At 68.0% G+C, this 13,696-nt stretch carries 15 protein-coding genes and 1 pseudogene; 9 read left to right on the top strand and 7 right to left on the bottom strand.

Annotated features, from left to right (window positions below):
* Positions 1 to 56 precede the first annotated feature (56 nt).
* From QZH52_RS14525 to QZH52_RS14515, 3 genes are read left to right on the top strand one after another with little or no spacing between them, the layout of a single operon-like run.
* Positions 57 to 215, top strand: coding sequence for a hypothetical protein (locus QZH52_RS14525; RefSeq protein ID WP_301810194.1), 159 nt, complete (start codon positions 57 to 59; stop codon positions 213 to 215).
* Between the two features lie 25 nt (positions 216 to 240).
* The gene (locus QZH52_RS14520) at positions 241 to 2,160 is read left to right on the top strand and encodes an AsmA family protein (protein ID WP_301810192.1); all 1,920 of its coding nucleotides are present in this window, start codon (positions 241 to 243) and stop codon (positions 2,158 to 2,160) included.
* A 52-nt stretch (positions 2,161 to 2,212) separates the two neighbouring features.
* The gene (locus tag QZH52_RS14515) at positions 2,213 to 2,695 is read left to right on the top strand and encodes a cyclic nucleotide-binding domain-containing protein (protein ID WP_301810190.1); all 483 of its coding nucleotides are present in this window, start codon (positions 2,213 to 2,215) and stop codon (positions 2,693 to 2,695) included.
* A 23-nt stretch (positions 2,696 to 2,718) separates the two neighbouring features.
* On the opposite strand, the gene QZH52_RS14510 is transcribed toward QZH52_RS14515, so the two are convergent.
* Positions 2,719 to 3,468, bottom strand: a complete 750-nt coding sequence (locus QZH52_RS14510; protein WP_301810187.1) for a metallophosphoesterase family protein — start codon at positions 3,466 to 3,468, stop codon at positions 2,719 to 2,721.
* 156 nt (positions 3,469 to 3,624) lie between these two features.
* Here QZH52_RS14510 and QZH52_RS14505 point away from each other — a divergent pair, with 156 nt between their 5' ends.
* Positions 3,625 to 4,296 (top strand): alpha/beta hydrolase family protein, encoded by a 672-nt coding sequence (locus QZH52_RS14505; protein ID WP_301810185.1) that lies wholly within the window; start codon positions 3,625 to 3,627, stop codon positions 4,294 to 4,296.
* A gap of 30 nt (positions 4,297 to 4,326) precedes the next feature.
* Here the strand turns inward: QZH52_RS14505 and QZH52_RS14500 are convergent, their stop codons facing one another.
* Together QZH52_RS14500 and QZH52_RS14495 are read right to left on the bottom strand one after the other, a co-directional pair.
* Entirely contained in the window at positions 4,327 to 5,349 is a 1,023-nt protein-coding gene (locus tag QZH52_RS14500; protein ID WP_301810183.1) for a class I fructose-bisphosphate aldolase, read from the bottom strand.
* An 87-nt stretch (positions 5,350 to 5,436) separates the two neighbouring features.
* Positions 5,437 to 6,402, bottom strand: a complete 966-nt coding sequence (locus QZH52_RS14495) for a LysR family transcriptional regulator (RefSeq protein WP_301810180.1) — start codon at positions 6,400 to 6,402, stop codon at positions 5,437 to 5,439.
* Positions 6,403 to 6,510: 108 nt separating this feature from the next.
* Here QZH52_RS14495 and QZH52_RS14490 point away from each other — a divergent pair, with 108 nt between their 5' ends.
* The 4 genes from QZH52_RS14490 (at position 6,511) to QZH52_RS14475 (ending at position 10,475) form a co-directional block, all read left to right on the top strand.
* Positions 6,511 to 7,476 carry a Bug family tripartite tricarboxylate transporter substrate binding protein gene (locus tag QZH52_RS14490; RefSeq protein WP_301810179.1) on the top strand — a complete coding sequence of 322 codons (966 nt, stop codon included), beginning with the start codon at positions 6,511 to 6,513 and terminating at the stop codon, positions 7,474 to 7,476.
* A gap of 2 nt (positions 7,477 to 7,478) precedes the next feature.
* On the top strand, positions 7,479 to 8,525 hold the full coding sequence (locus QZH52_RS14485) for a 4-hydroxythreonine-4-phosphate dehydrogenase PdxA (RefSeq protein WP_301810177.1): 1,047 nt from the start codon (positions 7,479 to 7,481) through the stop codon (positions 8,523 to 8,525).
* Between the two features lie 22 nt (positions 8,526 to 8,547).
* Positions 8,548 to 9,720, top strand: a complete 1,173-nt coding sequence (locus QZH52_RS14480) for an L-rhamnonate dehydratase (RefSeq protein WP_301810173.1) — start codon at positions 8,548 to 8,550, stop codon at positions 9,718 to 9,720.
* Positions 9,721 to 9,791: 71 nt separating this feature from the next.
* Positions 9,792 to 10,475, top strand: a complete 684-nt coding sequence (locus QZH52_RS14475) for a response regulator (RefSeq protein ID WP_301810171.1) — start codon at positions 9,792 to 9,794, stop codon at positions 10,473 to 10,475.
* Here the strand turns inward: QZH52_RS14475 and QZH52_RS14470 are convergent.
* Positions 10,445 to 10,780, bottom strand: coding sequence for a hypothetical protein (locus QZH52_RS14470; RefSeq protein ID WP_301810169.1), 336 nt, complete (start codon positions 10,778 to 10,780; stop codon positions 10,445 to 10,447). The two genes, QZH52_RS14475 and QZH52_RS14470, sit on opposite strands and share 31 nt — an antisense overlap.
* Positions 10,781 to 10,928: 148 nt before the next feature.
* Positions 10,929 to 11,570, bottom strand: coding sequence for a response regulator (locus QZH52_RS14465; protein ID WP_301810167.1), 642 nt, complete (start codon positions 11,568 to 11,570; stop codon positions 10,929 to 10,931).
* A gap of 224 nt (positions 11,571 to 11,794) precedes the next feature.
* Here QZH52_RS14465 and QZH52_RS14460 point away from each other — a divergent pair, with 224 nt between their 5' ends.
* Positions 11,795 to 12,778 (top strand): DMT family transporter, encoded by a 984-nt coding sequence (locus QZH52_RS14460; protein WP_301810166.1) that lies wholly within the window; start codon positions 11,795 to 11,797, stop codon positions 12,776 to 12,778.
* A gap of 42 nt (positions 12,779 to 12,820) precedes the next feature.
* On the opposite strand, the pseudogene arsC reads toward QZH52_RS14460, so the two are convergent.
* Both arsC and QZH52_RS14450 read right to left on the bottom strand, forming a co-directional pair.
* Positions 12,821 to 13,174: pseudogene (gene arsC, locus QZH52_RS14455) on the bottom strand (arsenate reductase (glutaredoxin)); the annotation flags it as partial.
* Between the two features lie 87 nt (positions 13,175 to 13,261).
* Entirely contained in the window at positions 13,262 to 13,576 is a 315-nt protein-coding gene (locus tag QZH52_RS14450; RefSeq protein WP_286520406.1) for a hypothetical protein, read from the bottom strand.
* Positions 13,577 to 13,696 lie beyond the last annotated feature (120 nt).

Raw genomic sequence — 13,696 nt, 5'->3', positions numbered from 1 at the left:
AAAGTCGGCGGAGGGCCTTTCGTTGGCAATCCAGCCAAGAATCGGGAGAACTGGCGATGGAAGTGGGCGTCTACGGGTTTGTCGCACTGTCTGCGGTGCTCGTCGGTGCGGTGGCGGTCTATCTGCGCAAGCGGCGCAGCGACGACATCGCCCAGGAGATGGAGGCCCAGCTGCGCAAGTCGGCCGAGACGATCCGCGACCAGCTCTTCAAGTGACCCGGGCAGGCCGCAGAATGCGCGGATGGAGAACAGCCCCACCCGCAAGCGCCCAGGCCGCGCGCGGCGCATCGCGCGCTGGGTGCTGATCGCACTGTGCATCCTTGGCCTGCTGCTGGCCGCGGCCTGGGTCGCCTTGCGGCGAGCCTATCCGCCAGAGCGGCTGGCGGCGATGCTCGCGGACAGCGTGACGGCGGCGACCGGGCGCGACTTTCGCATCGACGGCGAACTCACGCTCCATCTGCTGCCCCGGCTCACGATCGACGCCACCCAGGTGGCACTCGCCAATGCCGAATGGGGCACGGAGCCCGACATGCTGCGGGCCCGCCACATCGGCTTCGAGATCGATCTGCGCGACCTGCTGTCGGGCATCGTGCGCATCCGCAGCGTCGCCATCGAGGGCGGTGAGCTGCGGTTCGAGTCCGATGGCAGCGGCCACTACAACTGGCGCCTGGCCGCACCGCCCGGCGCTGCCGGCGCCGGCGCCGGCGCCGGCAAGGCGGTGCCACGGATCTCCCTGGACCGGCTGGCCGCGACCGATGCCCGCATCAGCTATCGCCAGGGGCGCGATCGCGCGGCCCAGGAACTGCACATCGAATCGCTGCTCGCCGAGTCGGCGGGCGACGGGCGCAGCCAGCTGACCGCGGGCTTGGCGCTGGGCGCTCAGCGCTGGGCCATCGAAGGCCACACCGGCCCTCTGGATGCCCTGCTGGCCGGTGCTCCCGAATGGCCACTCGACCTGCAAGCCACGGGCGAGGGCATCTCGGCGTCGCTGCAGGGCAGCATGGGGACCGGCAAGCACGCCGGGGCGCTGGACGCGAAGCTGTCGCTCCAGGTCAGCTCCGCCAAGGCGCTGGCGCCCTTGGGCGCCGCGGCGGCCACGGTCCCGCTGCCCCTCGAGTGGAAGACCACCCTCACGCACACGCCGGGGCAATGGCGCGCCGACGCGATGCAGTTGTCGCTGGCCGGCCAGCGCCTGAGCGGCAGCGCCAGTCTGAAGGCCGCAGCAAGCTCGCCCGTCCGGCTCGAGGCCGAGCTCGCGGCGCCGACGTGGAAGGTCGCAGGCCTGCCGCCACTGTCGGCGATCCAGGCTCGGGTCGCCTTCGAACCCGGGCGCCTGCAGATCGAGCCGTTCAGCTTCGGAATCGCGGGCGGCCAGGCCCGCGGCCAGCTCCGGGTCGGCTTGCCGCCAGGTGCGGCGCCGCGGATCGATCTTCAGCTGAGCGCCAGGTCGATGGCGATCGAAGCGCTGGAGGCCGGGCGCGCCGGCGCCCGGCTCTTCAAGGGAGGGCGCGCCAACCTCGACGCCAAGCTGGCGATGAGCGGCCGCACGGCCTGGGCGCTGGCGGAAACGTCGACCGGCGAAGCGCTGCTGACCGCGCGCGATGTCGGGCTGGTGGGCCGGACCGCCTCGATGGACCGCGACATCCTGGCCCGGCTGATCGACGCCCTGATCCCGACCGGCCAGTCGCGCGACAACCTTGTCGTCGAGTGCGCCGTGGTGCGGCTTCCGCTGCGCAACGGGGTGGCGGCCATCGACCGCTCGATTGCCGTGGAGACGCGGCAGATGGCCATCTCCGCCAGCGGCGAGATCAATCTCGCCCGGCGCACCCTCTCGCTGGCGTTCCGTCCGCAGGTCAAGCGCGGCCTCGACCTGAATCCCGGCAGCCTGGTCGACTTGCTGGTGCTGCATGGCCCGCTCGACGCGCCCGTCCTCAGCATCAACCCGCGCGGCGCCGTGCGCCAGGCGGCCAACGTCGGCGCGGCGGCGGCGACCGGGGGGCTCACGCTGCTGGCGCCGATGCTGCGCCCCTTCAGCGGCGCACCCTCGAGCTGCAGCCAGGCCGAGGGCAAACCGGCCGCCGCGGCCGCCGGCCCAGCCGCGAAGGCTCAGCAGCCACGCCGTCGGCTGCTGCCGTGGCCGAAAGCCGCACCCGCCAAGTAGGACGGCGAGGTCCCGAACGCGCGTCCGGCGGCCGTTGACCTAACATCTGCGCATGGACGAACTCCTTCAGCGCTCGGCGGGTCTGCCTGAAATCACCCTCGCGGCCGGCGACACGGTGGTGCGCGAAGGCGACGCGGGCGATGGCCTCTGGATCCTGGTCTCGGGCACGTTGATGGTCAGCAAGGCTGGCGTTGCGATCAATTCGGTCAGCCGTCCCGGGGCCGCGATCGGCGAGATTTCGCTGCTGCTCGATTCGCCCTACAGCGCCACGGTCGTGGCGAGCGCCCCCAGCATCGTTCGCTTCGCAGCCGACGGCCGAGCCTTTCTGATGAGCGACCCGGCGATCACCCGGGTGATTGCCGCCGGCCTGGCCGAGCGCCTGAATCTCGTCACCACCTACCTGGTCGACCTCAAGCACCAGTACGGCGACTCGCCGGGCCTGGCCATGGTCTCCGAGGTGCTGGGCCACCTGGCGCACCGCCAGGGGCCGCCGGCGCGACCCGGCTCGGCGCGCGAACCCAACCCCGACTACTGACGCCCGGCCACGCCGGTCGAGGCTCAGAACACCGAACGCAAGGGGGCGCTTTCGGCCTCCAGCGCCAGCGCTTCCTCGCCCATCATCGAGTGCCACGAAGCCGTGCCGGCCGCCAGGTCGATCACGATGTGGGCCGGCACCGGGCCGATCTGCTTGCCGGCGTTGAAGACCCAAGTCGCGCCCATGCGGTCGGCCCAGGCGCCCGCCGGCTTGAATGGCGGCTCGTGCACATGGCCGCAGAGCACCAGCTCGGGCTGGTACTTCGCGATCCAGGCCGCCAGGTCGGCGTCGCCATATTCACGCTTGCCGGTCCAGCAGGTCGGCGAGCCCAGCGGCGGCCAGTGGTAGATCCAGACCCAGCGCGCGGGGCGTCTCGCGGCATCCGCGGCCAGTTGCAGTTCGAGCGCCGCGCGCCCGGCCGGGCCATCCCACCAGGGGCAGATGGTGATCAGGGTGTCGCCGATGGCCAGCGATTCGCTGTCGGTCGAGACACCGGCGCGGCGACACTCCGCCAGCCACAGCGCCGCCCGTTCGCCGTGCTGGTCCGGCCCCGTCAGGTCGTGGTTGCCCGACGCCACCACCAGCGAGGTGGCCGGACGCATCAGCGAAAAGTAGCGCAGCAGCACGACCGACTGGGCATCGAGCGACACCGGCGAGCTGACGTCGAGGTGATCGCCCGCGAGCACCACGAGATCAAAGGAAGGGGCCGAGCGCACCACCCAGTCGAGCTGGGGCAACGCGTAGTGGAGGTCGGAGACAAGGAGAATGCGCACGACGGGGACTGCAGCGACGGAGCTCGCATTGTCGCGTCCGGGCCGGCCCGGCCAGGCGCGCAAGCCGATGCAAACGGCCGAGCCGCGCACCGCCATATTGCGTATTGACGTCCTCGTGCAAAACTCGAGCCGGCGCAGACTTCCGGAGACCCACCCATGACGACCGACGCCCAGCCCGCCACCCTCACCCTCGATGACGGGCAGACCGTCTCCGCCCTGCTGCAGTCACCGCCGGCGCCGCGCGCCTGCTACGTGCTCGCCCACGGGGCCGGCGCCGGCATGGCGCATGCCTTCATGGCCGAGGCCGCCGACGGCCTTGTACAGCGCGGCATCGCGACGCTGCGCTACCAGTTCCCCTACATGGAGCGCGGCTCGAAGCGCACCGATCCGCCGGCGATCGCCCAGGCCGCGGTGCGCGCCGCCGTGGCGCATGCCGCGGGCCGGTTTCCCTCGCTGCCGCTGTTCGCCGGCGGCAAGTCCTTCGGCGGCCGCATGACCTCGCAGGCGCAGTCGCTGGCGCCGCTGCCGGGCGTCGCCGGCCTGGTGTTCCTGGGCTTTCCGCTGCATCCGGCCGGCGCACCGTCGAACGAGCGCGCGCGTCATCTGTTCGATGTCCGGGTGCCGATGCTGTTCGTCCAGGGCACGCGCGACAAGCTGGCGGAGTTCGACCGGATCGAGAAGCTGGTGGCCGAGCTCGGTCCCACCGCGACGCTGTTGCGCATCGCCGAGGCCGATCATTCCTTTCATGTGCTGGTCCGCTCGGGCCGCAGCGACGCCGAAGTGATGGCCGAAGTCCTCGACGGCGCGGCCGCCTGGATGCTGCGCTGAGCCGCGAGGGCCGGACGACGGCCTCGCGCCTCAGGACCCGTCTTCCATTTCGGCGCCGTAGCGTCCCTGGCTTGCCAGTGCGTTCAATCGGGCTCGCTTGAGCAACGCTTCCTGTGCGGCGTGAACCTGGGCGGGTTGCCCTCGCCACGCCTGCAGCACCGGATCCTGAAGCGCCCGCCCATAGGAGAAGCTCAATCGCCACGGTTGCGGCCCCTGCCGGTTGAGCGCATCGAGGTTGGCTGTCGCTTCGGCCGGCGACTGTCCTCCCGACAGGAAGACGATGCCCGGCACGGCCGCGGGCACCGTGCGCCGCAGCACGCGCAGCGTCTCCTCGGCCACATCCCCCGGTCCCGCCCGCTGCGCATGGGCCTTGCCGGGCACCACCATGCTGGGTTTGAGCAGCATGTGCTCGAGCGCCACGCGATGGCGGTGCAAGGCGCCAAACACCGCGAGCAGAACCTCCTGCGTGACCGCTGCACAGCGCGCCTGGCTGTGGTCGCCGTCGATCAGCACCTCCGGCTCGACGATCGGCACCACGCCCTGGGTCTGGCAGATCGCTGCGTAGCGTGCAAGCGACTCTGCATTGGCTTCGACCGCCGCCCGGCTCGGCAAGCTGTCGGAGACGTTGTAGACGGCGCGCCACTTCGCGAAGCGCGCGCCCAGCTTCACGCTGTCTTCGAGGCGCGCGGCGAGCCCGTCCAGGCCGTGGGTGATCTCGTCGCCCGGTGCGAGCGCCAGCGGGCCCTTGCCGGTATCGACCTTGATGCCCGGCACGATGCCCTGGCGCGCGGCCAGCGCCGGCAACGGCTCGCCGTCCTCGGCGCACTGCCCCAGCGTCTCCTCGTACAAGATGACGCCGCTGACGAACTCGCCCAGCCCGGGTGCAGCCAGGAGCAGGCTGCGGTAAGCCCGGCGGTTCTCGGGCGTCGATTCGACGCCGATCGCCGTGAACCGTTTGGCGATGGTGGGACCGCTCTCGTCGGCGGCCAGGATGCCCTTCCCCTGTTGAACGAGGGCCTCCACGGTGACTTGGAGATCATGGGACTGCGTCATGGTGAATCCTTTGCTGGAACACCGAAGTCTGCTGCTTCGAGCCACGGCGGCGCAAGCCCCGTTGGCGGCAATGAGCATCCGATCTGTTCAGGCTCTCGAATCGGCAGGTGCTCGCGTTCCAGGCGACCGATGAAGCAGTTCCAGGAACTGCTCGGCGGGCCGGCTCAAGGGCCAGTCCTTGCGCACCAGACTCCCGTAGGCGGGAAGCTTCTGGCGGATGCGGTAGGGCAGGATGCGCAGCACGCCGTGCGCCGCATCGCGCTGCGCGACCGCTTCGGGGATCACCGCCACCAGCGTGGAGCGCCGGATCAGGTTGATGGCGGTCAGGATGGACCCGGTCTCGACCAGGCCCGGCGGCAGCGCCGCATCATGGTCGCGGAACTCGTGCTCGATGACATCGCGCATCGGACTGCCGGTGGGCTGCAGGACCCACGAATAGGCCAGCAGCGCCTCGAACTCGACCCGCCGCCGGCGCGCCAGCGGGTGATCGTTGCCGACCACCACCGCGAGGCCCTCGTCCTCGATCGGCGTGAAGCTGTACTCGAACTGCGGCGGGCCGACCCGACGGCCGATCACGACCTCGAGCACGCCTTCGCGCAACTGGGCCAGCAGCCGGTCGCTGGTGTCGACCGCGATCTCGATGGCCAGCAGCGGAAACAGCGCCTTGAGCCCGAGCAGCGCCTCGGACAGCCGCCCCGGCGAGGCCGCCATGATGCTGCCGACCGAGAACTTGCCGGCGCTGCCCAGGCGCAGTTCGCCCAGCTCGCGGTTCAGCGCCTCCATGCTGCCGCGAATGCCGCGGAAGTAGCCGGTCGCGCGGGCCCCGGCATCGTTCAGCTGCAGGCCGCGGCCGACGCGCTCGAACAAGGGCTGGCCCAGGGCGTCTTCGAGTTCATGCAGCATCTTGGTGGCGGCCGGCTGCGTCATGCCGAGCTGCAGGGCGGCGGCCCGCAAGGTGCGCTTCTCGTCGATCGCGAGGATCAGGGCGATCTGCCGCATGCGCAGACGGTTGAGCAGCTGCGGCGTGCTCTGCTGCCGATCGATCGAACCCACGATTGATCACCCCTGGTTATTGATTGATGACGAGCTTTCAGTTTACGGGAATCAATCGCGTTCCTAACATCCAGGCTTCGGTTCGACACATCCACTGGAGACAAGCACATGAAGCGACAAATCGCCGCGGTGACGGCTGCGCTCGCACTCGCCTGCACGGCCGGCCTGGCCCAGGCCCAGGACTGGCCGACCCGCCCGCTGCGCATCCTGGTCGGCTCGGCGCCCGGCGGCGGCACCGACGCCATGGCGCGCGCCGTGGCCGACCGCCTGGGCCCGCTGCTGAAGCAGCCGATGGTGGTCGAGAACCGGCCGGGCGTTTCCAACACCCTGGCCGCCGACGCCACCGCCAAGGCCACCGATGGCCACACCATGGTGATGGGGGTCGTCACCGCCCATGCGATCGCGCCGCACCTCATCAAGCTCGGCTACGACAACAACCGCGACCTGGTCCCGGTGGCCTTCGTCGGTGCGGTGCCCAACGTGCTGGTCGTCAGCAACACACTGCCGGTCGACTCGGTGTCGGCGCTGGTGCAGCTCGCCAGGAAGGAGCCGGGCCAGCTCAACTTCGCGACAAGCGGCGCCGGCAGCACGCAGCACATCGCGGCCGAGATGTTCAAGGACGCGACCCGGATCGACATCACGCATGTGCCCTACAAAGGCAGCGGACCGGCCCTGATCGACCTCATCGGCGGCCAGGTGCAGCTGAGCTTCGACACCCTGCCATCGGTGATCGGGCAGATCCGCAACAACAAGATCCGGCCGCTGGCGGTCACCGCGGCCAAGCGCAATCCGCAGCTGCCGAACGTCCCGACACTGGCCGAGGCCGGGGTGCCCGGCGTGGAGATGAGCGCCTGGTACGGCATCTACATGCCGGCCTCGACGCCGAAGGCGGTGCAGGACAAGGTCCACGACGCCGTCAATCAGGTGCTCGCGATGCCCGAGACCCAGGCCCGCCTCGACGCCATCGGCGCCGAGGTCACGCCCATGACCCAGGCCCAGTTCGCGGCCTTCCACGCGGCCGAATACAAGCGCTTCGGCGACATCATCAAGAAGAACAGCATCCGGCTGGATTGACCATGCAACCCTCACCCCTGCCCGTCGTCGCACTCACCCTCGGCGACCCCGCCGGCATCGGCGCCGAGCTGATCGCCCGCCTGCTCGCCCGGCCCGAGGCCACTGCGCTCGCCAACATCGTGCTGGTCGGTGACCGCTGGCTGTGGGAGGACGGCCAGCGCATCGCCGGCCTGACGGTCGAGACCGACATCGTGCCTTCCTTCGCCGTCGTGCGCGAACGCGGCGACACCGGGCGCCCGGCCTTCCTCGCAATCGACAGCATCGACCCGTCGCAGGTTCACCGCGGCCGCGCCGAGGCGGCGGGCGGCCGCTCGGTGCTCCAGGTGCTCGACCGCTGCATGGACGCGACCTTGGCCGGCGAGGTCGACGCGATCTGCTTCGCGCCGCTCAACAAGCAGGCGATGAGGATCGGCGGCATGCAGCACGAGGACGAGCTGCACCACTTCGCCGCCTACCTCGGCGTCACCGGCTACTTCTGCGAGTTCAATACCCTGGGCGACCTCTGGACCTCGCGGATCTCCTCGCACGTGCCGATGAAGGACGTCGCGCAGTACATCACGGCCGAACGCATCGAGCAGGCGGCCGAGCTCATCTACCGCGCGCTGCGGGCCAGCGGCATCGAGCGGCCGCGGGTCGCGATCGCAGCCTTCAATCCCCACGGCGGCGACGGCGGCGTCTGCGGCCGCGAAGAACTCGACATCATCGCGCCCGCGGTCAAGGCATTGCAGGCGCGCGACTGGCCCAGCGAGGCCCCGTTCGACGGTCCCTTCCCCGCCGACACCATCTTCCTGAAGGCGCAGGCCGGCGACTACCAGGCGATCGTGACCATGTACCACGACCAGGGCCAGATCGCGATCAAGCTGCTCGGCTTCAGCCGCGGCGTGACGGTGCAGGGCGGGCTGCCGATCCCGATCACCACGCCGGCCCACGGCACCGCCTACGACATCGCCGGCCAGGGCAAGGCCAGCGTCGAAGCCACCTGGCAGGCATTTCGCATCGCGAGCCGCATGGGAAGCGCGCACCGGCTCGCCAACCGCGAGACCGCCTGATCCCTTTCAACCCGGAGACACCATGAAGATCAAATCCGTCCGCGCCCGCGTCTTCCAATGGCAAGGCAAGACCGTGCCGCCGCAAGGCAACTTCTGCTCCAACGCGATGGACCTGCTCTATTCGCCGGCCGAGACCATGAGCACCTTCCGCTTCCATGCGTGGACCGTGGTCGAGATCGAGACCGACGACGGCATCGTCGGCCTCGGCAACGTGGCGCTGGCCCCCGCCATTGCCAAGGCCATCATCGACCAGTACCTGGCGCCGCTGGTGGTCGGGCAAGACCCATGGGACTACGAGTACCTGGGGCAGCGCATGTACCGCGCCACCCATGCCTGGGGCCGCAAGGGCGTGACCATGGCGGCGATCTCGGCGGTCGACCTGGCGATCTGGGACATCCTCGGCAAGTCGGTCGGCAAACCGGTGTTCAAGCTGCTGGGCGGCCGCACGAAGGAAAAGATCCCGTGCTACTACTCCAAGCTCTACCGCACCGACCTCGACGAGATGCAGCGCGAGGCGCAGAAGTTCATGGACCAGGGCTTCACCATGTTCAAGTCGCGCTTCGGCTTCGGGCCGGCCCACGGCACCCGGGGCGTGGCCGAGAACCTGAAGGCGGTCGAGGCCATCCGCGAAGTCATCGGCTATGAGAACGACCTGATGCTCGAGTGCTACATGGGCTGGAACGTCGAGTACGCGAAGCGCATGCTGCCCAAGCTCGAGAAGTTCCAGCCGCGCTGGGTCGAGGAGCCGGTGATCGCCGACGACATCGACGGCTACGCCGAACTCAATGCGCTCACGGCGATCCCGATCTCGGGCGGCGAGCACGAGTTCAGCCTCTACGGATTCAAGCAGTTGCTGGAGCGCAAGGCGGTGAGCGTGGTGCAGTACGACACCAACCGCGTCGGCGGCATCACGGCGGCGCACAAGATCAACGCACTGTGCGAGGCGTGGTCGGTGCCCGTCATCCCGCATGCCGGCCAGATGCACAACTACCACCTGACGATGAGCACGCTGGCATCGCCGATGAGCGAGTACTTCCCCATGCACGATGTCGAAGTCGGCAACGAGTTGTTCTACTACATCTTCGACGGCGAACCGGTGGCCGACAACGGCTTCCTGCAACTCGACGACGACAAGCCCGGCCTCGGCCTGACCCTGAAGACCGACTACCTCGACCAGTTCCGGATCATCGAGTAGTCCGGAAGATCCGAGTCATTTCGAGGACTGTTCGCTGAGAAGGATCAGAAAGAACTTCAACGATCCGCGCATTGACGGTATCGTCACATCCTCTGGACGACGCCCATGCCGCCATGACCCTGCGCGTGATCCTCGCCGACGACCATCCGTTGATCCGGGCAGGTGTGCGTTCACTGCTCGGCAACGACCCGAGCCTCGCCGTGGTGGCCGAGGCCGACTCGGCGGACCGTCTCCTGACGGTCTTGCGCGAAACCCCCGCCGACCTGCTGATCACTGATTTTTCGATGCCCGGCGGACAGGCGGCGGATGGCCTCGGGCTGATCCAGAGGGTGCGCCGGGACCATCCTGCGTTGCCCATCATCGTGCTGACCATGCTCGCCAATGTCGGCGTGCATGGCACGATCCTCGAAGCCGGTGCGCGCGGCCTGATCGACAAGGGGGCGGGCATGGCCGAGATCGCTCTGGCCATCCAGGCGGTGGTGCAGGGCCGCAACTACGTTAGCGAGACCTTCAGGGAGGGCCTGCGCCAAAGCCGGTTCGACCGCGACACCGGCGAATCCGCGCGGCTTTCACCGCGTGAAGTCGAAGTGCTGCGCCTGTTTGCGTCCGGGCTCACGGTGTCGGAGATCGCGGAGCGCCTGTCGCGCAGCATCAAGACCGTGAGCCGGCAGAAGAACGACGCGATGATCAAGCTCGGACTCAAGAACGACCTCGACATCTTCGTCTACGCCAGCGAGAACGGCCTGACCTCGTGAGCCGGTCCCGTCAGTGCGGGCGGGTCCACGCGCAGCGCATCGACGACGAACACCGGCGCCATGGAGCCGCCCTTGACGATCGCGACCCTGACCTTGTGCGCTGCCCTTTGCGCCGATGTGTCGGGCAACTCGAGCCAGTTCCCCTTGCGGTCGCGCGCCAGGCCGCACCACTCGGCCCAGCGAAGGCGAAGAAAACCCGGCCCGGGATAGTTGCACAAAAGGCTCTCAGCCCCGCAGGCATCCGGGGCGGGACCCACGACGGCCTCCACGTACTCGACGTCGAAATGTTCGGAATTCAATTTCAAGATTTTTCCCACGTGGTCGCAGAGGTTGACTGCCCAATACGCACGAGATGAAATCTAAAAGCTCAAGCCCCCGAAACCCATCGGAATATTCTTAAAAAATAGCCCCGAAAAACCGCGCAAAACCTCATACGCACGGTGCCACGTCCAGTCAGCCCTCCATGCCGTGCTCGCGCGCATAGAAGAAAATTTCGTGGTCGCTCTTCAGGCCCAGTTTCATCATCGCGACCGATTTCTGGCTGCTCACCGTCTTGACGCTGCGCGACAGCCGCTCGGAAATCGACGACACAGTCAGCCCGGAGGCAAACAGTCGCAGCACCTCGGTTTCGCGCGGCGACAGGCGAGCCGCCATCCCGTCGCGGAATGGGTCCGTCATTTCGAACAGGCCCTTTCGGAACGACGGACTGACGTAGTCCCGTCCCCCAGTGACGGCATCGATGGCCAGCAGAACCTCGCCGATATCGGACGACTTGTCGACAAGGCCGCGGACGCCGCTGCGCAGGATGGTGGCGTGCACGCCCGCGTTGGAGATCATCGTGAGCACGATGATCGGCAGGTCCCGATGGTCGCGCCGCAATCGCTGGATCAAACCAAGGCCATCGGGCGTCTCGCCATCGGGCATCGAAAAATCGGTGACCAGGAGATCGGGCGATTGATGCCGCAGCGCATTCAACAATGCAATTGAAGAATTAACCTCCGCAATTAAAGAAATTTCCGATTTATCTTTCAGAAGCATCTTCAGCCCGATTCGGATGAGAGGATGGTCATCAGCAATGATCAAGCGGATTTTCACGATTCATTTCCCAAGCCAAGGCCTGGTCCGAGCAAACAATTCTGGTTCAATGGCTGACACCAGGCGATAAAGCAATAGTACTCGGATCAATATCGGACCCAAATTGTCCGATTGCATTCACGCGAGTCGACACCGTGGCCCGAAGCAGCCCCGTTGCCGGACGAATAGAATGCACCGCTTTGGGGCAGATCGACGCCTCGTCATACCGCCTCCGGAGCCCCGCCTTGCCGTCCCCCCGCCACCCGTTTCTCGCCGACCGCAAGGTCGTCTTCCTGCTCGCCTTGTTCTGCTGCCTGCTGTGGGGCAGTTCCTTCCCCGCGATCAAGAACGGCTACGCGCTGTTCGGCATCGCCCCGTCCGACATCGCATCCAAGCTGGTGTTCGCTGGCTGGCGGTTCGCGATCGCCGGCCTGTCCCTGGTGGCCTACGCCGCGCTCAGCGGCAAGCCGGTCCGCGGACTCGGTGCCCGGGCGTGGGGGCAGATCGCGTTCCTGGGGCTGGCCCAGACCACGCTGCAGTACGTCTTCTTCTATATTGGCCTGGCCCACACCACCGGGGTGAAGGGTTCGATCATGAACGCCACGGGCACCTTCTTCAGCGTGCTGATGGCGCACTTCCTGTATCGCAACGACCGCCTCACCTACGGCAAGGCGGTGGGCTGCGCGGTGGGCTTCGCGGGTGTGATGGTCGTCAACCTGGGCCATGGTCTCGGCGGCCTGCTCGACCTCGACTTCACGCTGCTCGGCGAGGGCTTCGTGGTGATCGCGGCCTTCGTGCTGGCGGCCGCCAGCATCTATGGCAAGCGCATCTCGCAGGGCATCGATCCGATCGTCATGACCGGCTGGCAGTTGGCGATCGGCGGTGCGGCTCTGCTGGCGGCCGGCTATGCGATGGGCGGCGGGTTGACGGGCTTCACGCTGGCGTCTTCGGCCCTGCTGGCGTACCTGGCGCTGCTGTCGTCGCTCGCGATCTCGATCTGGAGCCTGTTGCTCAAGTACAACCGCGTGAGCCTCGTCACCGCCTTCAACTTCATGGTGCCGGTGTTCGGCGCGCTGCTGTCGGCGGTCTTTCTCGGCGAGAGCGTCCTGGAGTGGCGCAACGGCCTCGCCCTGGTGCTGGTGTGCTTCGGCATCTGGCGGGTGACCCAGGCCGGGCCAGCCGCGCCGAGCGGCGCCGGCATCGGCGCAAAGGCCCCGGCACGGACCTGAGCCCGCCCAGCGGGTCCAGCGCCCATCGGCAGCCGTCTACGCGCGCGGCAGGATCTCGCGCACTGCTTCGGCGGGGCGGCACAGGCGCGTGCCCAGCGGCGTCACCACGATCGGCCGATTGATCAGGATCGGGTGCGCCAGCATGAAGCCGATCAAGTCTTCGTCCGACCATTTCGCATCGCCCAGGCCGAGTTCGTCGTAGGGCGTGCCCTTCTGGCGCAGCAGCGCGCGCGCGGAGCCGCCCGTGGCGGCGGCGAGTTGCCTGAGCGTCGCCCGGTCGGGCGGGTGCTTCAGGTATTCGACGACCGTGGGCTCCTGGCCCGCGTCGCGGATCAGCGCCAGCACGTTTCTCGACGTGCCGCAGGCGGGGTTGTGATAGATGGTGATCTGGCTCATGTCGATGATGGGTCCCGTGGCGTTCCGGAACGAAACACCAAAGACACCATTGTGTCGCCGGCCGCGTTCGGTCGGCAGCCGCAGTCCTTACGACGACTTCGACTGACCGTCCAGGCGGCGGCTGGCGTCAAGCGCGTAGACGACCTGTTTGTCGTCGGCCGACTTGTGGGCTGCCCCGCCTTCTGCCGAAGCGGACGCCGAACCCGTGCCATAGACTTCGCGCTCGAGCCTTTTCGCACGCTCGGCGTACATGCGCGCCAGCGCCCCATGATGCTCGGCCGCGGCCTGGTGCTCGATACGCGCCATGTGCGCTTCTTCGAGCAAAGTCATGACGCGCCGCAGATGGCCGTTTCGACCGGCCTGAAAGAAACCAAACATCGGATCCTCCTTCATCGAAACCATGGGGGCTCGCCGCTTTGTACTCCTATCGATTGCGTCGCGCTTGCAGGACGTATCCCACGGGAGAGGTAGGCCACCCGGGCGATGGCGGAAAAGCGGTTGCCATCGATAGACTCGGCGGGT

The organism is Variovorax ginsengisoli, assembly GCF_030486595.1.
Lineage (GTDB): Bacteria > Pseudomonadota > Gammaproteobacteria > Burkholderiales > Burkholderiaceae_C > Variovorax > Variovorax ginsengisoli_B.
This window is presented reverse-complemented; position numbering and strand designations above follow the sequence as displayed.

Coding starts and splice junctions, on each gene's coding strand:
- QZH52_RS14525 (WP_301810194.1), top strand. CDS start 57: ATGGAAGTGGGCGTCTACGGGTTTGTCGCACTGTCTGCGGTGCTCGTC.
- QZH52_RS14520 (WP_301810192.1), top strand. CDS start 241: ATGGAGAACAGCCCCACCCGCAAGCGCCCAGGCCGCGCGCGGCGCATC.
- QZH52_RS14515 (WP_301810190.1), top strand. CDS start 2,213: ATGGACGAACTCCTTCAGCGCTCGGCGGGTCTGCCTGAAATCACCCTC.
- QZH52_RS14505 (WP_301810185.1), top strand. CDS start 3,625: ATGACGACCGACGCCCAGCCCGCCACCCTCACCCTCGATGACGGGCAG.
- QZH52_RS14500 (WP_301810183.1), bottom strand. CDS start 5,349: ATGACGCAGTCCCATGATCTCCAAGTCACCGTGGAGGCCCTCGTTCAA.
- QZH52_RS14490 (WP_301810179.1), top strand. CDS start 6,511: ATGAAGCGACAAATCGCCGCGGTGACGGCTGCGCTCGCACTCGCCTGC.
- QZH52_RS14485 (WP_301810177.1), top strand. CDS start 7,479: ATGCAACCCTCACCCCTGCCCGTCGTCGCACTCACCCTCGGCGACCCC.
- QZH52_RS14480 (WP_301810173.1), top strand. CDS start 8,548: ATGAAGATCAAATCCGTCCGCGCCCGCGTCTTCCAATGGCAAGGCAAG.
- QZH52_RS14450 (WP_286520406.1), bottom strand. CDS start 13,576: ATGGTTTCGATGAAGGAGGATCCGATGTTTGGTTTCTTTCAGGCCGGT.